Raw genomic sequence first — 25,092 nt, 5'->3', positions numbered from 1 at the left:
CTCAGTCCCTGATTTTCGATCCCGTTGCCGGCGGGCATCACACCCCTCTCGAGCCTGCAGCAGATGCATCCGGCGCCGGCGATGTCTCCGCGCCGGTCGTCAGGCCGATGCAGCATCGACCAGCCGATTCGGCGCCCGCGCAATCGACCACGGACTCTCCGGCTGAAACGACGAACCAGGCCGGCGGCATCACCTCCGATGCCCACACCTCCCATGCCCATGAGACGATGGTGTCGATCGGGCAGCTGTCGGAAGTGACGGTGCAGGCCCAAACGTCGGGTTACGATGCGGCCGGGCAGACCGTCTGGACGGCGGTTGTCACCAGCTCCTCCTGGCAGATCAGCCAGGAAACGTCGTTCAATCCGCCCGCACTGGCTGCGGACGCCGCCGCCGAGGCCGCGCATGCCGCCGCGCAGAGCTTCGGCTCAGGCGGATTGATCATCTCGACCGCCGCCCAGATGTGGTACGGCGCCAGCGCATCGCTGCAGGCAAGGTCGCTCGGCGGGTCCGAACAGGTCGCATCGGGCGAGACTGGACCGAGCGGCAGTGTCCATACGTCGATGCAGGACGCGGTGGCCGAAGCCATCACCTCGGCTGTCTCGGGACAGGCCGCAAACGGCGCACAGATCGTGCAGGCGCTCGGCGGAAACTCCACGGGCGTGACCGGCGCCGGCATCAAGATTGGCGTCCTCTCGAGCAGCTTCAACAATCTCGGCGGCGCCGCGGCGGACGAAGCCAGTGGCGAACTGCCATCCGCCTCCAAGATCCAGATCCTGAAGGACGCGCCGTCCGGCGGATCGGACGAAGGCCGTGCGATGATGCAGATCATCCACGACATCGCGCCCGACGCCAGCCTGGCCTTCTACACGGCGACGCAGAGCGAGCAGGACTTCGCCGCCGGCATCATCGCGCTGGCCAATGCCGGCTGCAAGGTCATCGTCGACGACGTCAGCTACACGGATGAGCCGTTCTTCCAGAACGGCATCGTCGCCCAGGCGATTCAGACCGTTCAGGCCATGGGCGTGACCTATGTGACCTCGGCCGGCAACAACGGAAGCTCGGCCTATCAGACGTCCTGGACGTCGACCTCCGGCAGCATCGGCGGAAATTATTTCGCCGGCAATGCGCTGAGCTTCGGCGGCAATGTCGCGCAAACGATCACCGTGACCGCGGGCGCCCGCCTGCTCGTGCAATGGGACCAGCCCTGGGGTCAGGCCGCGTCGCACCTCGCAGTCAGCGTGTACAAGGACGGGCAGTACCTCGGATACGCTCCCAACTACAACCAGAATCCGTTCATCGGCTTGCAGTTCGGGGTCTCCGGCACGTACCAGATCGTGATTGCAGACGTGTCGGGTCCCACGCCGTCCACGATCAAGGAGATCCTGGCCGGCAATGGTCTCTCGGTCTCCATCAGCGGCGCCAATGCAGGCACGGTTTTCGGTCATGCGATGACGCCGGGAGTGATCACCGTCGGAGCCGTCAACAGCGCGTATACGCCCGCCTTCGGCTATACTCCGGTCCCGGAAAGCTTCTCGTCATCGGGAGCCGGGACGGAAATCCTGTTTGCCAATGACGGCACGCGCCTCACGACGCCGCTGCAGCTCAGCCCTGTGGTGGTCTCCGGCATCGACAACATCGCGACCACGGTCTCGGGCTTTAGCGCCTTTTACGGCACGTCTGCAGCCGCCCCCAGCGTTGCCGCGATCGCCGCCTTGATCCTGACGGCCAACGCAACGCTGAGCTACGCCGACGTCTCGGTGATCCTGCAGCAGACCGCCATCCCGATGAGCAACCAGGCGGTGGCCGGTGCGGGCCTGGCCCAGATCAATCCAGCCGTCAGCTCGGCTCCGTACTATGCCAATACCGTCATCGAGGCGCTCGGATCGATCAGCCTCGCGCAGGTCGGCGTCATCTACGATCTCAACACCGTCGGTGGCAGCACGACGGTGGCGTTGCGGTTCAACGGTGCCAACGTCGTCGTTCACCAGCTCAGCAACTGGATGCCGATCGGCGTCGAGTCCAATGGCAGCGGCGGCTATCAGGTAGCGTGGAAATTCCAGGGCCAGGATCTCTACACCGTCTGGACCGTGGACGGCAGCGGCAACTACACCGGCAACGCGATCGGCGGCGTCTCCGGCGGATCGGCGGCGTTCGAAGCATTCGAGACGTCGTTCAATCAGGATCTCAACGGCGACGGCACGATCGGCCTTGCCAGCACCGTCATCGAGGCGGTGGGGACGACGAGCCTCGTTCAATCCGGCAACAGCTATTTCCTCAATCCCGCCGGTGGCGGCACCGGACCGCAGGTGAAGTTCGGCGGCTCCGCGGTCGCGCCGGGACAGTTGGGCGGCTGGATCCCGATCGCGGGCGAGGCCGTGGGCGGCGGCTATCAGATCGCCTGGAAGATGACGGGCGCCGACCTTTATACGGTCTGGAACGTCGACAGCAGCGGCAACTACACGGGCAATCCCATTTCCGCCGTCAGCGGCAGCAGCGCCGCGTTCGAGCTGCTGGAGACGAATTTCCAGCAGGATCTGAATGGCGACGGGACGATCGGCATTCCGAACACCGTCATCGAAGCGGCCGGATCCACTAGCCTGGTGCTGGCCGGATCGAGCTATTTCCTCAACCCCGTCGGCGGCGGCACCGGTCCTCAGGTCATGTTCGGCGGCAGTCTCGTCGTCGCCGGACAGCTCGGCGGCTGGCAGGCGATTGGCGCGGAGGCCACGGCGAGCGGTTACCAGATCGCCTGGAAGATGGCCGGCGCCGACCTCTACGTGGTCTGGAACACCGATAGCAGCGGCAACTATGTCGGCAACGCGACCGGCGCGGTTTCAGGCAGCGCCGCCTCGCTCGAAGCTCTGGAGGCCAGCTTCCACCAGGACCTCAATGGTGACGGCACGATCGGGGCCCCGAACGTGACGCCGAGCGTGACCGTCGTCGAAGCCTTGGGGTCGACGAGCCTGGTGCTGTCCGGCACGACCTACCTGATGAATCCGCTCTCCGGCGGCACCGGCCCGGAGGTCAAGTTCGGCGGCAGCGTCGTCGTCGCGGGCCAGCTCGGCGGCTGGGCGGCGATTGCAGCAGAAACGTCCGGCAGCGGCTACCAGGTGGCCTGGAAGATGGCGGGGGCCGATCTCTACACCGTCTGGAACACCGACAGCAGCGGCAACTATGTCGGCAACGCCATCGGCGCGACATCGGGCGGCTCCGCCGCGCTCGAGCAGCTCGAGACCGGTTTCCAGCAGGACCTGAACGGCGACGGCACGATCGGTATCCCGGCGTCCAGCAGCTCCGTGGCGGCAAGCGCGCAGGCCGTGACATCGAGCGCGGCCGACGTGGTCCTAGCCTCGCCGTCCTTCAGCGGCGAGCTCGTCGGATTCGGCAGCACCGGCGATCAGATCGACCTCACGAGCATCGCCTTCACGTCGCTACAGGCCCACTTCGATGAAACCAGGGGGGTGCTGTCGTTGAGCGACGGAACGAACAGCGCATCGCTGCACTTTATCGGCTCCCTGTCACAGGACAGCTTCCACTTCGCGTCCGACGGCCAAGGGGGCACGTTGATCTCCGGCACGCGAACCGCCGCGGCAGCTACAGGCGGCACGGCATCCCCTTCGGTGTCACTGGAGGGGCACGACACCTTCGTCTTCGCCCCGCATTTCGGGCAGGTCACGGTCTCGGACTTCAACGTCGGCACCGACAAGATCGTGTTCAGCCAGAGCATCTTCGCCGACGCCTCCGCCCTGCAGTCGGCGATCCATGAGGATGCTGCGGGCAATGCCGTGATCACCGATGCGGCGCTGGATACGATCACGATCCAGCACGTGTCGGCGGCCGATCTGTTGGCCCATTTGTCGAGCTTCCATCTGGTCTGAGACCGGAGTTCCGAACCGCTGGCGGCGGGCGGTATTCAAGCCATGGCAAAGCAGATCACGGCCAGGCAGATAACGGCTCGCGCAAGGCCCGCTCTTGGCCTATACGGCGCTTCGACCGCCTGAGACCGTGAGTTTGATGCCCCCGCCCCGCTCCCCCCAGCCGCGCCGCCTGCTCTACGTGGCCAACGAGGATTTCGCCTTTCTCATGCATCGCCTGCCGATGGCGCGTGCTGCGCGCGACGCCGGCTACGAGGTGCATGTGGCGACCAACGTCAATGCAGGCGCGGCCGCAATCGCGGCCGAGCGCTTCGTCCTGCACCCGATCCCGTTCCGGCGCGGCGGCCTGTCGCCGGCTTCGGCCCTGCCCACGGTCCGCGCCATCCGGGCCGTCGAGGCCGCGATCAGGCCCGACGTGATCCACCATTCCGGGCTGCAATCGAGCGTGCTCGGCTCGCTGGCCGCGCTCGGCCAGGCCACGCCGGTCGTCAACGCCATGACCGGGCTTGGCTACATCTTCACCTCGTCGAGCTGGCGCTCGCGCCTGCTCAAGCAGGGCCTGCTGTGGCTGCTGCCGCGGCTGATGAACCGGGCACCGAGCTGCGTGCTGGTGCAGAATCCGGACGATCGCGACGCCTTGCAGACCATGGGCGTCCGGGCCGACAAGATCACGCTGATCCCGGGCTCAGGCGTCGACACCGAGCGCTTCCAGCCGCTGCCCGAGCCGGCCGGACCGATCACGTTCGGCTTCGCCGGACGTCTGCTGACCGACAAGGGTGTCCGCGCCCTGGTCGCCGCGCACCGCCTGTTGCGCCAGCAGGGACACGACCATCAGTTGCTGATCGCCGGCTCGCCTGATCCGGCCAACCCGGCCTCGGTCTCGGCCGAGGAGGTCGAAGCATGGCGCAGCGAGCCCGGCCTCACCCTGCTCGGCCAGATCAAGGACATCACCGAGCTCTGGCGGCGCTGCCACATCGCCGTGCTGCCGTCCCATCGCGAAGGGCTCCCGGTGAGCCTGCTGGAGGCCGCCGCCTGCGGCCGGCCGCTGGTCTCGACCGATGCGCCCGGCTGCCGCGAGATCGCTATCGCGGACCAGACCGGGTTGACCGTACCGGTCGAAGATTCCGCCGCGCTGGCGCAGGCGATGGCGCAGCTTGCCGCCTCGCCCGAGCTGCGCGCGCGTTACGGACGCGCCGCACGACAGCTCGTGGAGGACAAGCTCTCGGCCAGGATCATCGGGCGCTCGGTGGTGGCGCTCTATGATCGTCTCGCCTCGGCGTCGGGCGCGCCGAGATGATCGCCGATCCCGCCGCCATTCTCGTGGGCATCGCCCTGCTCTCGGCCGCGATGTGCGCCGTGCTGATCGTGCTGCTGCGCCCGCTGTTGCAGCGCTACGCGCTGGCGCGGCCGAATGCGCGCTCCTCGCACAAGATTCCGACGCCGCAAGGCGCCGGCATTGCGGTGGTCGGCGCGACGCTCGTGGTCGGCGGTGCGTTTGCCTCTGTGATGGGCTTTGCACCGCTGCTCATGCTGTTCATCGCGGTGCCGTTGCTGGCGCTGATTGGCCTGGTCGACGACATCAGGCCGATCCCAGTGCTGCCGCGATTCGTCCTACAGGGGTTCGCCGTCGCCCTGGTCGTCTTCACCGCACCGGACGATCTCAGGCTGTTTCCAATTCCGCTCGCGCTCGAACGCAGCTTGCTGCTGATTGCCGGCCTCTGGTTCGTCAACCTCGTCAACTTCATGGACGGGCTCGACCTGATGACGGTGGCGGAAGCGGTGCCGATCACGGTGACGCTCGTCCTGTTCGGCTTGTCCGCATGGCTGCCGTGGCCGGCGACCGCAATCGCCGCGGCGCTGGGCGGCGCGATGCTCGGCTTCGCGCCCTTCAACCGTCCAGTGGCGAGAGTCTTTCTCGGCGATGTCGGAAGCCTGCCGATCGGGCTGCTGCTGGGCTGGTGCCTGCTGCATCTGGCCTGGCAGGGATACGTCGCCGCCGCGCTGCTGTTGCCGCTGTATTATCTCGTCGATGCCACCCTAACCCTGCTGCGGCGCATCGCACGGCGCGAGCCGTTCTGGGCTGCACACCGCACGCATTTCTACCAGCGCGCCACCGACAACGGCTTCACCGTCGCCGGCGTGGTCGGCGAGGTGTTCGTCCTCAACATCGTCCTCGCAGCCCTCGCCGGCGTCTCGATCGCGTCGGGCTCCATGACGATCGATGCCATTCTGATCGTCACCGGCCTCGCGGCGGTTGCTGTCATGCTCCGCCGTTTTTCGCGTCCACGGTCAGGCGGCGCTTGAGCCGAACTCCGGGACGGCATCCTTCAGCACCGACTTGATCGTCACCGGATCGTTGCGCGTGATCGCCTGATCGAGCGCCGCGATCCACGCCTTCAGCGTCGGCATCGGCGGCTCGTTCGGCGTCGCCGCCATGACGCCGGCCACGCCGATCTCGACCGGCGGCTCCTCGCTGGCAAACAGGATCTCGTTGAGGCGCTCGCCCGGACGGATGCCGGTGAACTTGATCTCGACGTCGTAACCCGGCTGCAGGCCCGACAGGCGGATCATGCGCTCGGCGAGCTCGACGATGCGAACCGGCTGGCCCATGTTCAGCACATAGACCGAGACGTCCGGCCGCTGCGGCGCCAGCGCATGCGACGCCGCGGTGATGACGAGGTCGCAAGCCTCGCGGATGGTCATGAAGTAGCGCACCATGTCCGGGTGGGTGACGGTCACCGGACCTCCGGCCTCGATCTGGGCCTTGAACTTCGGCACCACCGAGCCGTTCGACGCCAGCACGTTGCCGAACCGCACCGAGATCAGCCGCATCGGCGGCCGGCCCGCCGGCCGCTCGGCGAGCTGCCGATCGAGCGCCTGGCAATACATCTCGGCGAAGCGCTTGGTGAGACCGAGCATCGAGACCGGCTCGATCGCCTTGTCGGTCGAGATCATCACCATCGCCTCGGCGCCTGCGGCCACCGCGGCGTCGGCCACGTTGATCGAGCCGAAGATGTTGGTCTTGACGCCCTCGCTCCAGTCACGCTCGAGGATCGGCACGTGCTTCAGCGCGGCGGCGTGAAACACCAGATCAGGCTTGAACTCGCCGACCAGCGCGAACACCCGGTCGCGATCGCGGATGTCGGCGATGCGGCCCTCGACGGCGACATTCGCCTCGCTGTCCGCCGCGAGCACCTCGGTGATCGCGTAGAGTGCCGGCTCGGAGTTCTCGAGAATGAGCAGCCGCGCCGCACCGAACGCCACGACGCGCTGGCAGATCTCGGCTCCGATCGAGCCGCCACCGCCGGTCACGACGACCGCTTTGCCCCGCACCAGCGCCTCCAGCCGGCCGTAGTCGATCTTCTCGCTCGGCCGCAGCAGGAGATCCTCGACGGCAACGGGGGCCAGCCGCGGCGCATCGCCGCTCTCCAGCGACGGCAGGCGGCTGACGATCAGGCGCAGCCGTCGCGCCCGCATCAGAAAGGTCTCCGGATGGCAGTCTGGCTCGAATGCCGTCGGCATCATCAGCGCGCGCGCGATCGGCCGCTCGCGCCGGGCGAAATCAGCCGCAACGTCCTCCACGTCATCGATGCCGCCGAGCACGGGAACGCCGCGGATCAGCTGTCCACGATCGGCCATCGACGGCGACAGGATCCCGATCGGCCAGATCCGCTTGACCGCGCCGCTCTCGATGCCCCGCAGCACGACCTCGGCATCGGCGGCACGCCCGATCAAGAGCGCCGGTGCAGCGTCCTCGGACCTCGCATGCCTCCGCACCCGCGTGTAGCGGAAATAGCGATAGGCAAAGCGCAGTGCGCTCAGACCGAAGATCTCCAGGAACCAATAGAGGATGATCGTCAGCTTGCCGAAGAAGAAGCTGCCGCGGACATTCGGCGCGACGATGATGTAGTCGAGCACCAGCAGCGCCAGCGTCAGCACGGTGGCGACGCGAACGATGTTGAGGGCATCGGGCAGCGAGATGAAGCGCCACTTCGTCGTCAGCAGATTGGAGAAATAGAAGACCACGAAGCTGAAGGCGATGAAGTAAGGCAGCAGCTGCAGCAGCAGCGGCACCCGCTCCCAGAACGTGCTGGCGCCTTCGAAGCGGATGTAGAACGCCGCGAACAGCGCGACGACGCTGACCACAAGGTCATGCGCGGCGATCAGCAGGTTGCGGGAGGTCAGCTGGGACAGACGTGTCATGGCGCGAGCGGCCCCTGCGCCACGTCCGGCTTCGTCCGTGATCGCAGCACCATGCCGCCGGCCACGCCGACGCCGATCACGTACATCCATCCCTCGTGAAAATCGAAGATGTGGGAGTTGAACAGCGAAGTGAAGATGTTCTGCACGACCACGAGAAGCCCGATCCACGGCACGAGACCATCGCCGCGGAACAGCAGCAGATGAGCAGCCCACATCGCATAGAGAATGACGACCCCGAGCGTCCCCCATTGGACGGCGACGTTGAGCGTCTGGTTGTGCGGATTGCCGACCACGGTGCTGCCGGCGAGATCCGTGCGGCCGCTCGCGGCCAGCTCGAACAGATGCCGCGTGGAGCCCGAGCCGTGCCCGATCAGCGGGGCATCGGCGAAGAAGCGCAGGGACTTGCGCCAGAACTCCAGCCGCTCGCCGATCGACGTGACCCCGCGATCGTTCCGGTAGTCCTGATACTGCGTCGTGAAGGTCGCGACCTTGCTCTGCAATTGCGGCGAGACGAACCAGGCGGCCAGAGCAAGCACGAGCGCGCTGACGGCGATCATGAGGTTGGCGCGCCATTTCAGGTGGATCAACCCGAACACGGCGAGCAGAATCGGAATCGTTACCAGCGCGGTGCGCGAGACGACGATGAAGATCATGTTGGCCAGGAAGGCGAACATGATCGCGGTGAGAACGCTGGCCGGCACGAAGCGGCGGGCGCGCAGCAGCTGCGCGATGGGATAGGCCAGCGCGACGGCGCAGAGCGAGAATTCCTGGCCCTGGTCGATGTAGTTCTTCACGAAGATGCCGCGATCGGCATTGGCCTTGAGCGCCAGCGCCGGATTGAACGCGACCGCGGTCGACATCACGACCATCAGCACGCAGGAGGCGAGAAAGGCGGAGAACACCCACAGGCCACGCTCGGAGCGCTGGAAGTGATAGAGCAGTGCCGGCAGCACCAGGAGCTTGGCTGCCGGCCCGACCGCGTAGAGCCGCGTGCCCCAGGCTGCGTCAGACCACAAGGTCCCGACCAAGGCCAGCACGAACAGCGCGATCGGCGCCAGCGAGATCGGCTGCTTCAGAATCTTCAGCAGGCGCTCGAAATCGAGATACGGCACCATCGTGATCAGCATGACGACGCCGAGGATCGACACCAGCGATGTCGACCATGGCAGCGACGCCGCCAGCAGTATCGCCACGACGTCGACGGTGGTGCGCCACGCCGCGGGATCGCGCCACCGGCGCGCCAGCAGCGCCGGGCCGGGATGACCTGCGAGCGCGCTCATCGCACCTCGCTCCGGGCGCGGTCCACCAGCGCAGTCGTGCTGTGTCCCCTGAGGATGTCGATCAGGATCACCTCGCCGCCCGCCGCTTCGACGACCTCGTGTCCGACGACCTGCTCGCGCGTGTAGTCGCCGCCCTTGACCAGCACGCTCGGCCGCACCAGCTCGATCAGGCGCAGCGGCGTATCCTCGGCGAAGATGGCGACCAGATCCACGGCCTCCAGCGCAGCCAGCACCTCGGCGCGGGCCCGCTCATCCTGCACGGGCCGGCTCTCGCCCTTCAGCCGCTTGACCGAGGCATCGCTGTTCAGTCCGACCACCAGGCGGTCGCAGGCGGCCCGCGCCGCCGTCAGCACCTTCACATGGCCCGGATGCAGAATATCGAAACAGCCATTGGTGAAGCCGACGCGCAGGCCCTCGCCTCGCCAGGCCGCGACGCGAGCCGCGAGCTCGCTATCGCTCTCGATGATTTTCTCCTCGGCCGCACGATAGGCATGCGGCAGAATCTTCCGGCGGAGCTCAGCCGAGGTCACGCTGGCTGTGCCCTGCTTGCTGACGGCCACCGCCGCTGCCGCACTCGCCATCCGCAAAGCGTCCTCCCAGCCGGCTCCGGCCGCCAGCGTCGCGGCGAGAACGGCCACCACGGTGTCGCCGGCGCCGGAGACGTCGCGCACCTTGACCGGGTAGGCCGGCACGTGAATCGGGTTGGCCTGCCGAGGCACCAGCGTCATGCCGCGCTCGCTCTGGGTGACCAGGATCGCCTCGCAGTCCGCGAGATAGATCGCATCCTGCGCCGCGACCGCAATCTCCTGCTCCGTTTCGGCGCGGCTTCGGGTCGCTTCGGAAAACTCCTTGCGGTTCGGCGTCAGCACGCTGGCGCCGCGGTAGATCGCGAGATTGGCGCTCTTGGGATCGACGATCACGCGCTTGCCGGCCTTGCGCGCCGCGTCGATCACGTTGCGCAAGACGCGCGCCGTCAACACGCCCTTGGCGTAGTCCGACAGCAGCACGATGTCGGCACGCGCAAGCAATGGCAGGATGGCCGCAATCAGCTTCTGTTCGATCTCACCCGATGCCGGGGCGGCGCGCTCCCAGTCCGCGCGCAGCATGTGCGTGGAGAAATGCTCGGACACGAAGCGCACCTTGCGGGTGGTCGGCCGCGACGGATCGCGCACCAGCACGCTTTCGATACCCGCCTCCTTGGCGAGCTCGGCCCCGAGCTGGTCGCCGGCCGAGTCCTGGCCGATCAGGCCGACGAAGATGCAGCGGGCGCCGAGCGCGGCAATGTTGCGCGCGACATTGCCGGCGCCGCCGATATTGATCTCGCTGCGCCGGACCGCGATCACAGGCGCAGGCGCCTCGGGTGAAATCCGCGAGACCTCGCCGTAGACGAACTCGTCCAGCATCAGGTCACCGACGCATAGCACCGTCTGGCGGGCGATCGCTTGCGAGAGATCGTCGAAGTCGAACATCAGCGGCAGTCTCGGTGCAGGTGGTTCAATGTGGGCGTCTAGCGGAAGCGGTCGGCGGAATCGAGGTAGTCCCGGACATAGCCGGCGACCGCATCCTCGAGCGGCGTGAAGCCGCCGTTGTAGCCGGCCGCCACGAGGCGGTCGACCTTGCTCTGGGTGAAATACTGGTAGCTGCCGCGAATCGCCTCGGGCATGTCTACGTACTCGATCCGGGGCGTCGTTCCGATCGTCGCATAGGCCGCCAGCATCATGTCCTTGAAGCTGCGCGCCTGGCCGGTGCCGACGTTGAACAGGCCGGAGACCGATGGCGAGGCGAGGAGCCACAGCATCACACGCACGACGTCGTCGACATGGATGAAATCGCGGCGCTGGTCGCCGTCGGCGATCCCCTCTCGATGCGACTTGAACAGCTGCAGGGTGTGCCCGGCCTTGATGTCGTCGAAGCGGCGCGTCAGCACGCTCATCATCGACCCCTTGTGGTACTCGTTGGGACCGAACACGTTGAAGAACTTCAGACCGGCATATTGCGGCGGCAGCCGCTCGCCGCGCGCGGCGCGCGCTGCGACCGCCATGTCGAACAGATGCTTGCTCCAGCCATAGAGGTTCATCGGCCGCAGGGTCTTGAGCGCCGCGAGCGAGGGATCATCGTCGAATCCCTGCGCGCCATCGCCATAGGTGGCCGCCGAGGACGCGTAGATGAACGGCGTCAGGTTGGCCGTGCACCAGTCGAGCAGCTGCAGCGAGCTGCGAAAATTGCGTTCCATCACGAGATCGCCGTCGGTGACCGTGGTGGCGGAGATGGCGCCCATGTGCAGGACGGCGTCGAGCCGGCGGCCTCTGAGCCATTCGGCAAGCTCGGATGGCGGCACGACATCCGCCAGCTGCCGCTTGGCCAGATTGCGCCACTTGCCCTCGCTGCCGAGCGTGTCGCAGACGACGACGTCGGTTTGGCCGGCGTCGTTCAGCGCCGCGACCAGATTCGATCCGATAAAGCCGGCGCCGCCGGTCACCAGCAACATTGCGCAACCCGTCCTGATCCCGAAAAACCCGGCCCTCGCGTAGCGCATGCGGGGGGAAAGTGTAAGCGCTTTGGTGACGGCCGGATCCGGCCCACTTTACCTGCGGCGGCCGAGCGGCTACCAGCGCCGCGGAGCCAGGCAGTCAAAGAATGAACTTGAATTCGTCCAAGATCGAGGTCGACACGGCGGACACCAGCCCGATCCTGATCATTCCCTATATGTGGATCGGCGACTTCGTCCGCGGCCACACCGTGGTGCGGGTGCTCAAGGAGCGCTGGCCGAATCGCCCGGTGGACCTGCTGGTCACCTCGTTGTGCGCGCCATTGGTCGATTACATGCCCGGGGTCCGCGCCGGCATCGTCTGGGACCTGCCGCGCAGCCGGCTGGCGCTCGGCCGGCAGTGGCAGCTCGCCAGCCTGTTGCGCGAGCGCCACTACCGGACCGTGCTGGTGATGCCGCGAACCTGGAAATCGGCGCTGGCGCCCGCCCTTGCCGGCGTCCCCGAACGCGTCGGCTTCGTCGGCGAGATCAGGTTCGGGTTGTTGAATTGTTGGCGCTGGGGCGAGAAGGCGCTGCCCCGCTTCATCGACAAGAACGCCGCCCTCGCCTTGCCCGACGGCGCGCCGCTGCCGCCGGAATGGCCGGTGCCGCAACTGCGGGTGCCGCCGGGGGACGTCGCGCGCTGGCGCGAGGCCAATGGCCTGGGGAACCGGCCGGCCGTCGCCCTGGCGCCGGGGTCTGTCGGCGCCGCCAAGCGCTGGCCGTTCTACGGCGAGGCCGCCCGGTTGCTGCTCGAAGCCGGTCTCGACGTCTGGGTGGTCGGCGGCCCCGGCGAGAAAGGACTTGCCGCCGAGATCGTCGCCGCCGGCGGCCCTGGAGTCCGTGACCTGACCGGAACCGATCTGCGCAACGGCATCCTGGCCATGGCCGCCGCCGGTGTCGCCATCTCCAATGATTCGGGGCTGATGCACATCGCCGCGGCATTGGGCACGCCGACCATGGGCATCTTCGGCCCTACCAGCCCGTACCACTGGGCGCCGCTGAACGGCCTGGCCGCGACCGTGCAGACCAAGACCCAGGTGCCCTGCCAGCCCTGCCACCGCCCGGTCTGCCGGATGAACGACCATCGCTGCATGCGCGACATCCCGGCCACCGATGTCGCCGCCATCGCCCAGCGCGTGCTGGCTGACGCGGCGATCCCGGTCGCGCCCTAGCTTGCGCTGGGGCATCGCGCCCCATACACCAGCCCCATCGCCGCCCCGAGCCATCATCGTGACCCACGCACCGGACAGCCTGATCGCGACCCACCTCGCCCGCTCCCGCGCGGCGATGGAGCGCGCGGCTGGTGACGCTGCAATGCTGGCCAGCGCGGAGCGGATTGCTGCGACCATCATCGCGGCGCTACGCGGCGGCCACAAGCTCCTGATCGTCGGCAATGGCGGCAGCGCGGCGGACGCGCAGCACATCGCCGCCGAGATCGTCGGCCGCTACAAGCAGGAGCGGCCCGCTTATGCCGCGATCGCGCTGACCACCGACACCTCGGCGCTGACCGCGATCGGCAACGATTATGGCTTCGATCAGATCTTCGCCCGCCAGGTCGAGGGGCTCGGCGCACGGGACGACGTGCTGCTGGCGATCTCGACCTCCGGCCGCTCGCCGAGCATCCTCAATGCGCTGCGCAAGGCGCGCGAGCGCGGGCTGGTCACGATCGGCTTCACCGGCACCAAGGGCCTTTCGATGGGCGATCTCTGCGACGAGCTGCTGGTCGCGCCGAGCGACGATACGCCGCTGATCCAGCAGATCCACCTCGCCACCGCGCACGGCATCTGCGAGGCGATCGAGGCGGCGCTGATGCGGGACGAGACCTAGATGACCACCGCTCCCCTGAAGCCGGCGGCGTTTCTCGACCGCGACGGCGTCATCAATCATGACGACAACTACATCGGCTCGCCCGAGCGCATCCGCTGGATGCCGAACGTGGCGTCTGCGATCCGGCGGCTCAATGAGGCCGGTTATCACGTCTTCCTGTTCACCAACCAATCCGGCGTCGCGCGCGGGCTGTTCAGCGAGGACGACGTGCTCAGCCTGCACGAGTGGATGCAGGCCGAGCTTGCGGCGCAGGGCGCTAGGATCGACGACATCCGCTATTGCCCGTACCACACCGAGGGCTCCGTCGCGCAATATCTGCGCGAGCATCCCTGGCGCAAGCCGGCTCCGGGCATGATCCTCGACCTGATGCGGCACTGGCCGATCAGGCGCGAGGGCAGCTTCGTGATCGGCGACCGCGCCTCCGACATCGCGGCCGCGGAAGCCGCCGGCCTGCCCGGCTTCCTGTTCGCCGGCGGCGACCTCGATGCGTTCGTCGCTGAGGTCATCGCTCAGACCAGCCGGCGATAGACCGCGGCGATCTTCTCCGCCTCGGCCTCGAGGCTGAACTTTTCCACCACGCGCGTCCGCGCCCGCTCTCCCATCGCATGCGCCGCCGCCGGATCCTGCATCAGCGGCTCGAGCGCTGCGACCAGCGCGTCGACGTCGCCCGGCGGCACCAGCTTTCCGGTCACGCCCTCCTCCACCACGATCTCCGCAGCGCCTGCCCGCGCCGCGACCAGCGCGGCGCCGGCGGCCATCGCCTCGATCAAGGTCAGGCCAAAGCCTTCGTTGCGCGAGGTGAAGGCGTAGATCGTCAGCCGCTGATACCAGCGCTGGACCGCGGCGATGTCGAGCTCGCCGGTGATGACGATGCGCTGCTCGAGGCCGGCAGCCGCAATCTGCTTCTTCAGCTCGCTCGCGAACGGCATCTGCTCGGGCGTCACCGCGCCGACCAGCACGGCGGAAAAATCCGGATGGCGCGGCAGCAGCCGGCACATCGCGGCGACGAACACGTCGCTGCCCTTTTGCGCGCGCACGCGGCCGAAGCAGCCGATGGCGTATTTCCCCGGCAGCCCGCTCTCGGCAAACGCGGCGGCGCGATCGGCCGGCGGCGCGTAGACCGCGGTGTCGACGCCATGCGTGATGACGGTCGCCTCGCGCTTCAGATAGGACGCGGAGAAGTCGCTGGTCGCGATGATCGCGTCCATGCGGCGGATCAGCCAGCGCGTGATCCAGCTGTGATGGCGCTGCGCGGCCGAGGTGAACACCAGCTTGAACGGCCAGCCCAGCGCGCGCAGGAGCACGCCGATGATCATCTCGTCATTGCGGCGCGCGTGCCAGATCAGCGGCCGGCGCCGGCCCCACAGCTTGAGGAGGTCGCGCGCCGCCATCCGCGCAATTCCTTCCGGCGCGTAGGAGCCGAGCCACGCCGCACGTACGAGCTTCGCCAGCTTCGGCGCCACCATGCGGTTGGTCGCCGTCACGCCGGAATAGCGCCGGTGCAGGTTCGGCACGATCACGTCGAGAGCTCCAGCGGAAAAAGGCTCGGCTTGCACCATCAACTCCAATTCTAGCGGTTCCCTATACGCAACATTAAGCACGCCCGCCAGTTCGCCATTCCCGCAACAGGTCCTTCATTTCGGCGGCGTTAGTCTGCCGCAAAACAAACAGGGATCGCGTCAAACAATGACCGTGCTCGTGACCGGCGGCGCCGGCTATATCGGCAGCCACATGGTGCTGGCGCTGGCGGAAGCCGGCGAGAGCGTCGTGGTGATCGACAATCTCTCCACCGGCTTCTCCGGTTTCGTGCCCGACAGCGTGCCGCTGTTCATCGGCGATGCCGGCGACGAGAACCTCGTCGACGGCGTCATCAGCCAGCACGGCGTCGACAGCATCATCCATTTCGCGGGCTCGATCGTGGTGCCTGAATCGGTGCGCGATCCCCTGCTGTATTACCGCAACAACACCATGACCACGCGCAGTCTGTTGAATGCTGCGGTCAAGCGCGGCGTCAGCCGCTTCATCTTCTCCTCCACCGCCGCGGTCTACGGCAATCCGGAGCAGATCCCGGTGCCCGAGACCGCGCCGACGCGGCCGACCTCGCCCTATGGCAGCTCGAAGCTGATGACCGAGATCATGCTGCATGACGTCGCCGCGGCGCACGATCTCAATTACGCCGTGCTGCGCTATTTCAACGTCGCCGGCGCGGATCCGCATGGCCGCATCGGCCTCGCCTCGGTCGGCGCCACGCATCTGATGAAGATCGCGATGGAGGTCGCGACCGGCCAGCGCGCCAAGATCGACGTCTACGGCACCGATTATCCGACGCCGGACGGCACCTGCGTCCGCGATTTCATCCATGTCAGCGACCTCGCCCAGGTGCACCGCGCCGCGCTGGCCTATCTGCGCGGCGGCGGCAGCTCGGTCACGCTGAATTGTGGGTATGGCCGCGGCTATTCCGTGCTCGAGACCATCGAGGCCGTCCGCCGCGTGTCCGGCCGGGCCATTCCGGTGCAATACGGGCCGCGCCGGCCGGGCGACATGATGGCCATGGTCGCCGATACCTGCCGTCTCAGGGCGCTGCTCGACTGGACGCCGGCCTATGACGATCTGGAAACGATCGCCGCCCACGCGCTGGCCTGGGAGCAGAAACTGTTCCTGGAACGCCACAGCGACCAGGAGCAGCGGGCCTCGGCCTAGAATCAACGACTTAGCAGGGCGACGGGGGGCTTGAAAAAGCCGCCCCGAGCGGGCAAGCACACTTGGCCGCCCGGCGATTTGCCCGCGCGGCCAGGGACCAGAATGGCCGAATTTCCGAAGAAGATCACCGACGATCCCTATGGCGCCGCGATCCTGATCCGCCGCCTGGTCATGGAACAGGGCATCGTCTACTGGCGCCGCTATCTCACGGCCTTTGCGCTGATGGCGGTCTCGGCCGGCGCCAGTGCCGGTGCGGCCTACATCCTGGGACAGGTCATCAACAAGGCCTATGTCGACCGCAGCATCCCCGGCATCGCGGTGCTCTCCGGCGTCACCGTCATTCTGCTGTTCGTCAAGGGCGTCTCGACCTACGGCTACGCCGTGATCCTGTCGAAGATCTCGAACGCGATCCTCGCCAACAACCAGCGCGCGCTGTTCGCCAAGCTGATGAGCGAGAGCATCAGCTTCTTCTCCGAGCGCCACTCCTCGGAGTTCCTGGCGCGCCTCACCGCCGGCGCCAAGTCGATCACCGACGTCCTGACCATGCTGATCAACGCGATCGGCCGCGACCTCTTGCTGCTGATCAGCATGATCATCGTGATGATCTCGCAGGACCCCTGGATGTCGCTGCTCGGCCTCGTCGTGGTGCCGCCGGCGATGATCGTGCTGCGCAAGCTGGTCAAGCGCATCAAGGGCCTCGCGCACAGCCAGTTCACCGGCAATGCCGACATCCTGGAGACCATGCAGGAGTCGCTGCAGGGCATCCGCACCGTCAAGGCGTTCACGCTCGAGGACGCGATGCGCGCGCGGATCGACGAGAACATCGCGGTGGTCGAGCGCAACGCCAACAAGATGGCCCGCGTCTCCAACCGCTCCAACCCGCTGATGGAGATGCTCGGCGGCTTCGCGGTCGCCGGCTGCCTGATGTATGGCGGCTATGCGGTCATCGCGCTGAACGCCACGCCCGGCCAGTTCTTCTCCTTCATGACCGCCTTCCTGATGGCGACCGAGCCGGCGAAGCGGCTGGCGCGGCTCAACATCGACCTCAACAGCCAGCTCGTCGGCGCCCGCATGCTGCTCGAAGTGGTCGACAGCCCCGCCAGCGAGCAGCCCGACGACGACAAGCCCGCGCTGGAGCTGACCCAGGCTAGAATCGAGCTGCGCGACGTCTCCTTCGCCTATCGCAACAACGAGCCGGTGCTCAACCGCATGAGTTTTGTCGCCGAGCCCGGCAAGGTCACCGCTTTGGTCGGCCCGTCCGGCGGCGGCAAGTCGACCGTGCTGGCGCTGCTGCTGCGCTTCTACGAGGCGACCGAGGGCGACATCCTGATCGACGGCCAGTCGATCTCCACGGTGTCGCGCCGCTCCCTGCGCGAGCAGGCCGCCTATGTCGGCCAGGACGTCTATCTGTTCCGCGACTCGATCCGCGCCAACATCGCCTTCGGCAAGCCGGGCGCAACCGAGGCCGAGATCATCGAGGCGGCGAAGGCGGCCTGCGCGCATGACTTCATCATGAGCTTCCCGCTCGGCTACGACACGCCGGTCGGCGAGCACGGCACGCAACTGTCCGGCGGCCAGCGCCAGCGCATCGCGGTGGCGCGCGCGCTGATCCGCAACGCACCCGTTATCCTGCTCGACGAGGCCACCGCCGCGCTGGATTCCGAATCCGAGCGGCAGGTGCAGGAGGCGATCGAGCATCTCTGCCAGAACCGCACCACCATCGTCATCGCGCATCGCCTGCACACCATCATGAACGCCGACGCCATTCTGGTCGTCGAGGCCGGCGAAATCGTCGAGCGGGGCCGGCACGACGATCTGTTGCGCCGTGGCGGCCGCTATGCTTCGTTCTTCCGCCTGCAACAGCGCGACATGGGGCCGAACGTCATCCCCATGACCGCGACTTCGTGACCGCGACATCCTGAAAAGCCCATTTCACCGCATCGAGACCTTTCATGAGCTCCACCGTCATCCCGGCCTTCCCGCAGCCCTCTCTTCCCGTCGTCGGCGAAGCCGGTGTCTTCCCGGTCCGCCGCATCTGGTGCGTCGGCCGCAACTATCTCGAGCACATCCGCGAGATGGGCAATGACGAGCGCGATCCGCCGTTCTTCTTCGCCAAGCACGCCGACATGCTGGCGCCCGAGGGCGCGGTGATCCCCTACCCGCCGCTGACCACGGACATGCATCACGAGGTCGAGCTGGTGGTCGCGCTCAAGAGCGGCGGCCTGAACATCCCGACCGACCAGGCGCTCGACCACGTCTACGGCTACGCCGTCGGCATCGACCTCACCCGCCGCGACCTGCAGCTCGCCTCCCGCAAGATGCAGCGCCCCTGGGAGGTCGGCAAATCGTTCGACCATTCGGCGCCCTGCTCGGCTGTGGTGCCCGCGGCCAAGATCGGCCACCCGGCGAAGGGCAAGATCTGGCTGTCGGTCAACGGCACCGAGCGCCAGACCGGCGACCTCTCCGAGCTGATCTGGAACGTGCCGGAGATCATCTGGAAGCTGTCCCAGCAGGTCGAACTCGCCGCAGGCGACATCATCATGACCGGCACCCCGGCCGGCGTCGCAGCCGTGGTGGCCGGCGACAAGATCGAATGCGGCGTCGACGGCGTCGGAACGCTGAAGGTGAGCATCGGGCCGGCTGCGAAGTAAGCGGTTCAAAACTCGATATCTGCAAGGCCGCGCTGCTGCGCGGCCTTTTCCACAGCTGTCATGCCCGCGAAGGCGGGCATCCAGTACGCTGCGGCTCCTCGATTCATCACCACCGCCTCTGGAATACTGGATCGTCCGCCTCCGCGGACGATGACACCTGGTGGCTTGGCAGAGCGCCCGCCCCAAACTCCGTCATTGCGAGCGCAGCGAAGCAGTCCAGGGCGTCACGAGGACGCTGGATGGCTTCCGCCTACGCCCTCCGAGCTTCGGCGGACACGTCGCGGCGCTCGCGATGACGCAAGCGGCAACACTGATCCACAATCTCAAACAGCATGGCGTCGAGAGAACGAGCATCCACCTTCTCGCGACGCATTCCGCGCCCGAGTGATGCTCCAACTCCCGCCCTCTCCGAATGGAGGGCGCAGGGAAGGCCGGGCGCTGGCCGCGCCCGTGGCCCGCCTGCGAAAAAAATGCAGGCGGCAGGTACCACAGGTCTGGCCGAACACACCCGGCCTTCCCCGCGCGATGGTTTTAACAGGCTATAGCGTGCTCTTCCTGGTGCACCGGGCTTTCTGGCCACCATCCGCCGCGCGACACGTGAGCGTCATCGCGACGTTGACACTAGCTTCGGAGTGTCAGAACCACACGCTTTCACCGTCCGCGGACTAAGCGTTCGTCCGTGCTCATCACACGCCGCCCGCCCGCGTCCACCACTCCCCGCTGCCAACGTCCGTGACGACCGCGAACCGTCCCCTACCGTGCAACGGGATGGGCGGGACTGTAATACTGATTTGGCGAAATTGTCAAGGCCCCGCTATCATGAAAACGCCCGCGCTAAACCAGCCTAAGGATCGTCCATGCTGCGCAAGGCAGCATCTATCCTTCGCTCAAAACGGAGAACCTGCCTCAACATCTGCTTACTCTCGAAAACACTAGCTGAACGCCGCGCATAGGAAGAGAAGTTACGAGATCCTACTGGATAGAATCGCTTCCTAAGCTTCTTCGTATAAATCTTGGTAGCGTTTCCCAATGCCATCTCCGCCTTCCCGATACGCTTGGTGCGAGCTATGCTGCGCTTCGCCTTTCGCCACTGCCTAGCTAGCGAGCCCGGCCTGATCGCAGCGCCCTTGGCGGAAATGTTGAATCCAAGATACTGAAACTCGCGCGCCCCCACTGAGCCAATCACAACCCTTTCAGTTTTATCTTCGTTGATTTCCAGTTGATGCTTCTTTAGCTCAGCTAAAAAGGCCGACCTGAGCTGAGCTTCGTCACCGATATTGCAAATTATCAAAATATCGTCCGAATACCTTTGATATAGGGATCCACTCCTTCGGCAGCACTCAACCATTCTTTCGTCTAGTTCCAACATGTACAAGTTCGATAGCGCGCTACTAATAGGAGTTCCCTGCGGGATTCCAAACCTTTCATCATTCACCAGGATTGGAATCCCCTCCAATTTGACTTCGGCAATTGTAGCGATTGGCTCTCTAGAGTCGCCCGAAAGCTGCGAAGAAAATCGGGGGTGAGCAGCAAGAGCGGACTTTTCGACTGCGCTAAACCGCGTCACGTGACGAAAGACTGCAAACCAGTCGCGACCAAGCTCCTCGACTTCGAGAATGAACTTCAATCGTCGCTTCAGGATTTGATGATCAAGATTGTCAAAGAATCCGCTAATGTCAAAACACAATACCACACAACCCGGCCTACTCTTTGCGAACTGGAACGCTTCAGACGCGAAATGATAGTTCGACTTTCCGAGCCTTCGGTAGGCGATTACGTTCCGATCCAAACCTTTGCGCTCATAATACGCATCCAGGCGCTTAGATAGATCCAACGCATATTTAGATAGAATGCACGAGTCTCTATGCGACGCATACATGATCGGTCTTTGCTTAAAGACCGTCTTGCCGAGCTTTGGCTTATAGCGCTTAACCCGCTTTTGGTAGCGGATTAAAGGCAGCCAAGCATGGCGTTCAACGAAACCTTCATCTGCAACCTTAATGGCATATTGCTCGCCGACCTGCGCATCAAAATGCCTGTAGCCTCGTGGCCTAAACCAATCGATCGTCACATCTGCCCCTTCGATGTGCAGAGTTTGGGAGACTAGCTCTGACCCCGAGCCTCGACAAAGTCGAACGCCTCCCAAACGCACGCCTATATCCATCAGCGATTTTCCACTGCAGTAAGTGGTCGATTGCTAACGCGGGTCTTAGAACACAAGGCGGTATAGTCTAGTCGTGGAGGTACGAGCGATGCTCGCAGTCTCGTCGCTGCAGGACGGTTGGCCGATGCTGATCAGTTTCAGCGTCGCGCTCATCATGCAACCAGTTGACAGGTTCAACGACCGTGCCCTTCGGCCAATTCCGGGGGCCGCCCTTAGTTGGGCGGGGCTCTCAATTTTTGCAAGGTCGACGCAACCGGGTGCTAACAAACATTTTGTAGTTGAAGCATTCACATTATAACTTGACACTTAGTCAATTCACTCGCGAATTGATTCGTGCGGCTGCATATCCGTAGATTGACGGACGTGAGCGCGCCGGCAGATCCTGAAATGGAGGCGAACATGGGAAAGCCGGAAGAGCCTTACGTCCTAATCGTCGTTGAAACCTACCTTGAGAGCGGCGCCGGTCTCCATGGAGACCTCCACGTCAGACCAATCTCTGGTCAAGCCCTCCCGCAAGATCTACGGGTTCGCTTTCCGAAAGCACTGCGTCGGGCTCACCCGCTGGGCACACGCTTTCTGGTCTATGCCAAGCTGACTGACAAAGAAGGCGGAAACGAATTCGTTCATACGAACCATGCCTGGGATGTGCGGGTACTTGGACCAGCGCCGGCCGGAGATGATTTGAAGTACACGAGGCGGTGAAGAGAACGGCGGATCACGCTGCGCTATTCCGCCCTCACTTCCATGCCGAACGGTGGATGCAGCCAACCACCATCACGACCATGCCGCAGAATCGCAAAATCCCGCTCCGTGCCACAATGCTCGACGAAAGGATAGGAGCTATTGCTCGGCTCAGGCGTGACGTCGATCAGCCGACCTGACGGAATATGCCGCACAACACTGTGTGGCATAAGCCAATGCCCGCCGTTAACAAGCCAACCGCGGACAACCGCATACTCCGGATATCGCTGAACGAAATTTTCCGCGTTGGTGTGGCAGTCGTTCGGCAAAGCGTCCGCCCACGGGTCTCTCGGCACGACCGGCGCGCTGACAGCCCGAGCAACGACGTCATCGAGATAAGCTGTCGTGCGATTGGTGGTCATCGTTGTTTGATCCCCAGACACAGCTCGTAGGGGGGATGAGCCGAAGGCGTAATCCGCCGCGTTTCACGGCGAAGAACGGCGGATTACGCTTCGCTAATCCGCCCTACTCCGTTTTTCACCGAAAGGTCGGCGCCTCCGGCTCACGTGATCGCAATCGGGCAGCCGTTGCTGCCGGTGGCGCCCTTGATGGGGGACGGGGTGAAGCTGTAGACGAACTGGTATTTCTTCGCGGCGATCAGCTCGTCGAACACCAGGTTCTCGTGGTTGAGGATGCCGTGCTTGGTCTGCAGTTCGGCATGGACGGCGAAGGCGAGCGACTTGTCGGGATTGGGGACGACCTCGACGGCCCAGGTGTCGGCGCCGGTCAGCGCGAGATCCTTCTCGATCACCCATTTGGCGGCATCGAGTCCGATGCCGGGTTCGCCGCTGTTGAAGCGGTCATTGTTCTTCATCCACAGCGAGCCCCAGCCGGTGTGGAAGAAGATCGCGTCGCCGGGCTTGATGTCGGCCTCGCTCATGTTCTGCTTCTGCAGGGCCGCCTTGATGTCGGCCGCGGTGATCTCCTGGCCGGCGTCCATCATGCCGCCCTTGAGCGCGACCATGTCGACGAGGTGGCCGCGGGTGAACAGCGGCTTCAGCTTCTCGACGCCGAGCTTCTTGAGGCCATAGGCGTCGCTGATCTCCGCTGCGGAGAAGCCGTTGTAGAACTTCATCTCGCTCTTGTCGCCATCCTTGCCGAGCTGCAGGCCGATATGGCCGAGACCGTCGAACTGGGTGCCGGTCTGGCCGATCTCGGTGGCAAGAAACTCGTCGTGATAGACCAGCCGGTTGTCCCCGAACGGGCCGCCGGTCGGGCTGCCGGGAATCCGCAACGCAAACACCCGCGCGCCGAACAGCGGCATGCCGGTCTCGTAGACGCGGCCGATCTTGTAGATCTTGCCGTCCTTGATCCATTTGACGGTGTCGAGCACCTTCTCGGGCGTCATGTGGTTGGACGCGCCGGCCTCGTCATCCTTGCCCCATTTCGACGGCCACCACGGCTTGTCGGTTCCTTTCGGCATCGGCGCGGCCTGCGCCTGCGCTTCGCTGACCGGTGCCAGCGAGAACTTGCCGTGCATGGAGCCCGCAAGCGCCGCGCCCGCGGCGCCGGCGAGACCTGCCGTGCGCAGCAATGTCCGGCGATCGGTGGCCGGTCCCTCGTTGCGGTCCTGATTGGTCTGCTGACTCTTGACCCCGTCGTCCATCGTCGCCTCCCCAGGTTGAGCTCATTTGCTGAGCCTTAAAAAATCATTTTCGCCATGCTCCTCCTCCGTTAGTCTGATGTCCAGCGACAAAAATAAGACAGTGGGTGGAAGCGCGATGAGCCTGTTCGAGAACGACAAGTCGGCCCAGCGTCTGCCCGTGTCGTTGATCACCGGCTTTCTCGGCAGCGGCAAAACGACGCTGCTCAATCGCCTGCTGCGGCACGACGACATGGGCGACAGCGCCGTCATCATCAACGAATACGGCGAGATCTCGCTCGACCATCTCCTGGTCGAACGCATCGACGGCGAGGTTGCCGTACTCGCGAGCGGATGTATCTGCTGCACGATCCGCAGCGATCTCGAAGAGACCCTGCGCACGCTGCTGGTGCGGCGCGACCGCGGCGAGGTGCCGCCGTTCCGGCGCATCCTCATCGAGACCACCGGGCTTGCCGATCCCGCGCCGATCCTCCAGTTGTTGTTGAACAATCCGCAGGTCTCGCATTTCCTGCGGCTCGATACGGTCGTGACCACGGTCGATGCCGTCAATGCGCCGCATCAGCTCGACCGCCAGGATGAGGCGGTGAAACAGGTGGCACTGGCCGACCGGCTGTTGGTCACCAAGTCTGACCTGGTCAGCGATGTTGCCGCATTGGAGCAGCGGCTGCGGCGGCTCAATCCCGGCGCCCACATCGCGCGCGTGACCCATGGCGAGATCGATCCCGCCGATTTGTTCGGGGGCGCGCTGATCGATCCCGAGAAGAAGGCGGTAGACGTCGCGCGCTGGCTCAACGAACACGCTTTCGCTGACGATTGCGGAGCCGCGCATGAGCATCACACGCACGATCATGCTGGTCACGGCCATCACGATCACGGCCACGCTCATGAGTCGTCGGTCACGAGCTTCATGATCGCATTCGACGAGCCGCTGGACTGGATGACCGTGTCGGACTGGCTCGCTTATCTTCGCAAGGTGCGTGGCGAGGATCTGCTGCGGGTGAAGGGCATCCTCAATCTCCACGGGGAACCGACACCGGTGGTCATCCACGGGGTTCACCACGTCTTCCATCCGCCGGTGGCGCTTTCCGCATGGCCTGACGCGGACCGCCGCTCGCGCATCGTCTTCATCACGCGCGGAATTGCGCGGGACGATGTGCTGGCGTTGTGGGAGGCCGGCCGCGCAGCGGCGTAGGTGCGTAGGGCGGATCAGCCGAAGGCGTCATCCGCCGCGCCTACGCGGATAGTAGGGCTGGATTGCGCTGCGCTAATCCTCCTGCGTCAGAAAAGGGCTTCGCTCTCTCCACACGTCGTTCCGGGGCGCCCGAAGGGCGAGCCCGGAACCCATAGCCACAGGCAATCGTGTGAGGCAGGCTGGTCGTGGGCACTTTGCCGCCAACATCTGTCTGTGGCTATGGATTCCGGGCTCGCCCTTCGGGCGCCCCGGAATGACGACGGATAGCTGGCAGTGCTTGTGGCGTGACAAGCGTAGCAAGCATAGGGCGGATCAGCCGAAGGCGT

18 protein-coding genes are annotated in these 25,092 nt (G+C 65.4%); 10 read left to right on the top strand and 8 right to left on the bottom strand.

What is annotated here, in order from left to right:
- The first annotated feature begins 107 nt into the window (after positions 1-107).
- From HL666_RS16650 to HL666_RS16640, 3 genes are all read left to right on the top strand, one after another.
- A complete protein-coding gene (locus HL666_RS16650; RefSeq protein WP_246739932.1) occupies positions 108-3,878 on the top strand; it encodes a S8 family serine peptidase in 3,771 nt (1,256 codons plus the stop codon).
- Between the two features lie 136 nt (positions 3,879-4,014).
- Positions 4,015-5,172 carry a glycosyltransferase family 4 protein gene (locus HL666_RS16645; protein ID WP_172112712.1) on the top strand — a complete coding sequence of 386 codons (1,158 nt, stop codon included), beginning with the start codon at positions 4,015-4,017 and terminating at the stop codon, positions 5,170-5,172.
- Entirely contained in the window at positions 5,169-6,179 is a 1,011-nt protein-coding gene (locus HL666_RS16640) for an MraY family glycosyltransferase (protein WP_172182471.1), read from the top strand. Before HL666_RS16645 ends, HL666_RS16640 begins: the two co-directional genes overlap by 4 nt.
- Here the strand turns inward: HL666_RS16640 and HL666_RS16635 are convergent.
- The 4 genes from HL666_RS16635 to rfaD are packed head-to-tail and all read right to left on the bottom strand — an operon-like array spanning position 6,165 to position 11,846.
- Positions 6,165-8,078, bottom strand: a complete 1,914-nt coding sequence (locus tag HL666_RS16635) for an SDR family NAD(P)-dependent oxidoreductase (RefSeq protein ID WP_172182469.1) — start codon at positions 8,076-8,078, stop codon at positions 6,165-6,167. The genes HL666_RS16640 and HL666_RS16635 overlap by 15 nt on opposite strands.
- Positions 8,075-9,358 carry an O-antigen ligase family protein gene (locus HL666_RS16630; protein ID WP_172182467.1) on the bottom strand — a complete coding sequence of 428 codons (1,284 nt, stop codon included), beginning with the start codon at positions 9,356-9,358 and terminating at the stop codon, positions 8,075-8,077. Before HL666_RS16630 ends, HL666_RS16635 begins: the two co-directional genes overlap by 4 nt.
- Positions 9,355-10,827 (bottom strand): D-glycero-beta-D-manno-heptose-7-phosphate kinase, encoded by a 1,473-nt coding sequence (gene rfaE1, locus HL666_RS16625; protein ID WP_172182465.1) that lies wholly within the window; start codon positions 10,825-10,827, stop codon positions 9,355-9,357. The genes HL666_RS16630 and rfaE1 overlap by 4 nt, the downstream gene beginning before the upstream one ends.
- Before the next feature lie 38 nt (positions 10,828-10,865).
- Entirely contained in the window at positions 10,866-11,846 is a 981-nt protein-coding gene (rfaD, locus tag HL666_RS16620) for an ADP-glyceromanno-heptose 6-epimerase (RefSeq protein ID WP_172182463.1), read from the bottom strand.
- A gap of 149 nt (positions 11,847-11,995) precedes the next feature.
- Here rfaD and waaF point away from each other — a divergent pair, with 149 nt between their 5' ends.
- From waaF to HL666_RS16605, 3 genes are read left to right on the top strand one after another with little or no spacing between them, the layout of a single operon-like run.
- On the top strand, positions 11,996-13,060 hold the full coding sequence (waaF, locus tag HL666_RS16615; RefSeq protein WP_172112706.1) for a lipopolysaccharide heptosyltransferase II: 1,065 nt from the start codon (positions 11,996-11,998) through the stop codon (positions 13,058-13,060).
- 58 nt (positions 13,061-13,118) lie between these two features.
- Positions 13,119-13,715, top strand: a complete 597-nt coding sequence (locus HL666_RS16610) for a D-sedoheptulose 7-phosphate isomerase (RefSeq protein ID WP_172182461.1) — start codon at positions 13,119-13,121, stop codon at positions 13,713-13,715.
- Entirely contained in the window at positions 13,716-14,243 is a 528-nt protein-coding gene (locus HL666_RS16605; protein WP_172182459.1) for a D-glycero-alpha-D-manno-heptose-1,7-bisphosphate 7-phosphatase, read from the top strand. It begins immediately after the preceding gene.
- On the opposite strand, the gene HL666_RS16600 is transcribed toward HL666_RS16605, so the two are convergent.
- A complete protein-coding gene (locus HL666_RS16600) occupies positions 14,225-15,274 on the bottom strand; it encodes a glycosyltransferase family 4 protein (RefSeq protein WP_172182457.1) in 1,050 nt (349 codons plus the stop codon). The genes HL666_RS16605 and HL666_RS16600 overlap by 19 nt on opposite strands.
- A gap of 127 nt (positions 15,275-15,401) precedes the next feature.
- Between HL666_RS16600 and galE the strand changes: the two genes are divergently transcribed.
- The 3 genes from galE to HL666_RS16585 all read left to right on the top strand — a co-directional run bounded on the left by galE (position 15,402) and on the right by HL666_RS16585 (position 19,066).
- Entirely contained in the window at positions 15,402-16,415 is a 1,014-nt protein-coding gene (galE, locus tag HL666_RS16595) for a UDP-glucose 4-epimerase GalE (protein WP_172182455.1), read from the top strand.
- Between the two features lie 102 nt (positions 16,416-16,517).
- On the top strand, positions 16,518-18,323 hold the full coding sequence (locus tag HL666_RS16590; RefSeq protein ID WP_172182453.1) for an ABC transporter ATP-binding protein: 1,806 nt from the start codon (positions 16,518-16,520) through the stop codon (positions 18,321-18,323).
- Positions 18,324-18,367: 44 nt separating this feature from the next.
- The gene (locus HL666_RS16585; RefSeq protein WP_172182451.1) at positions 18,368-19,066 is read left to right on the top strand and encodes a fumarylacetoacetate hydrolase family protein; all 699 of its coding nucleotides are present in this window, start codon (positions 18,368-18,370) and stop codon (positions 19,064-19,066) included.
- Positions 19,067-19,910: 844 nt separating this feature from the next.
- Here the strand turns inward: HL666_RS16585 and HL666_RS34425 are convergent.
- From HL666_RS34425 to HL666_RS16570, 3 genes are all read right to left on the bottom strand, one after another.
- Positions 19,911-21,137: a reverse transcriptase/maturase family protein gene (locus HL666_RS34425; RefSeq protein WP_172132977.1), complete on the bottom strand. Its 1,227-nt coding sequence runs from the start codon at positions 21,135-21,137 to the stop codon at positions 19,911-19,913.
- Positions 21,138-21,955: 818 nt separating this feature from the next.
- Positions 21,956-22,333 (bottom strand): hypothetical protein, encoded by a 378-nt coding sequence (locus tag HL666_RS16575; protein ID WP_172132976.1) that lies wholly within the window; start codon positions 22,331-22,333, stop codon positions 21,956-21,958.
- 140 nt (positions 22,334-22,473) lie between these two features.
- Positions 22,474-23,577 (bottom strand): cyclase family protein, encoded by a 1,104-nt coding sequence (locus tag HL666_RS16570; RefSeq protein ID WP_172132975.1) that lies wholly within the window; start codon positions 23,575-23,577, stop codon positions 22,474-22,476.
- Positions 23,578-23,692: 115 nt separating this feature from the next.
- Between HL666_RS16570 and HL666_RS16565 the strand changes: the two genes are divergently transcribed.
- Positions 23,693-24,766, top strand: coding sequence for a CobW family GTP-binding protein (locus tag HL666_RS16565; RefSeq protein WP_172182449.1), 1,074 nt, complete (start codon positions 23,693-23,695; stop codon positions 24,764-24,766).
- Positions 24,767-25,092: the final 326 nt, after the last annotated feature.

The sequence above is a fragment of the Bradyrhizobium aeschynomenes genome (assembly GCF_013178945.1).
Taxonomy (GTDB): Bacteria; Pseudomonadota; Alphaproteobacteria; order Rhizobiales; family Xanthobacteraceae; genus Bradyrhizobium; species Bradyrhizobium aeschynomenes.
The sequence above is the reverse complement of the archived record's forward strand: the minus strand, read 5'-3'. Positions and strand labels throughout refer to the sequence as shown.

Excerpts from the sequence above, each read along its gene's own strand:
- rfaD (WP_172182463.1), bottom strand. The coding sequence starts at position 11,846 with ATGTTGCTGGTGACCGGCGGCGCCGGCTTTATCGGATCGAATCTGGTC.
- HL666_RS16570 (WP_172132975.1), bottom strand. The coding sequence starts at position 23,577 with ATGGACGACGGGGTCAAGAGTCAGCAGACCAATCAGGACCGCAACGAG.
- HL666_RS16590 (WP_172182453.1), top strand. The coding sequence starts at position 16,518 with ATGGCCGAATTTCCGAAGAAGATCACCGACGATCCCTATGGCGCCGCG.
- HL666_RS16600 (WP_172182457.1), bottom strand. The coding sequence starts at position 15,274 with ATGGTGCAAGCCGAGCCTTTTTCCGCTGGAGCTCTCGACGTGATCGTG.
- galE (WP_172182455.1), top strand. The coding sequence starts at position 15,402 with ATGACCGTGCTCGTGACCGGCGGCGCCGGCTATATCGGCAGCCACATG.
- rfaE1 (WP_172182465.1), bottom strand. The coding sequence starts at position 10,827 with ATGTTCGACTTCGACGATCTCTCGCAAGCGATCGCCCGCCAGACGGTG.
- HL666_RS16575 (WP_172132976.1), bottom strand. The coding sequence starts at position 22,333 with ATGACCACCAATCGCACGACAGCTTATCTCGATGACGTCGTTGCTCGG.
- HL666_RS16640 (WP_172182471.1), top strand. The coding sequence starts at position 5,169 with ATGATCGCCGATCCCGCCGCCATTCTCGTGGGCATCGCCCTGCTCTCG.
- HL666_RS16635 (WP_172182469.1), bottom strand. The coding sequence starts at position 8,078 with ATGACACGTCTGTCCCAGCTGACCTCCCGCAACCTGCTGATCGCCGCG.
- HL666_RS16565 (WP_172182449.1), top strand. The coding sequence starts at position 23,693 with ATGAGCCTGTTCGAGAACGACAAGTCGGCCCAGCGTCTGCCCGTGTCG.
- waaF (WP_172112706.1), top strand. The coding sequence starts at position 11,996 with ATGAACTTGAATTCGTCCAAGATCGAGGTCGACACGGCGGACACCAGC.
- HL666_RS16645 (WP_172112712.1), top strand. The coding sequence starts at position 4,015 with ATGCCCCCGCCCCGCTCCCCCCAGCCGCGCCGCCTGCTCTACGTGGCC.
- HL666_RS16650 (WP_246739932.1), top strand. The coding sequence starts at position 108 with ATGCAGCATCGACCAGCCGATTCGGCGCCCGCGCAATCGACCACGGAC.
- HL666_RS16630 (WP_172182467.1), bottom strand. The coding sequence starts at position 9,358 with ATGAGCGCGCTCGCAGGTCATCCCGGCCCGGCGCTGCTGGCGCGCCGG.
- HL666_RS16605 (WP_172182459.1), top strand. The coding sequence starts at position 13,716 with ATGACCACCGCTCCCCTGAAGCCGGCGGCGTTTCTCGACCGCGACGGC.
- HL666_RS16585 (WP_172182451.1), top strand. The coding sequence starts at position 18,368 with ATGAGCTCCACCGTCATCCCGGCCTTCCCGCAGCCCTCTCTTCCCGTC.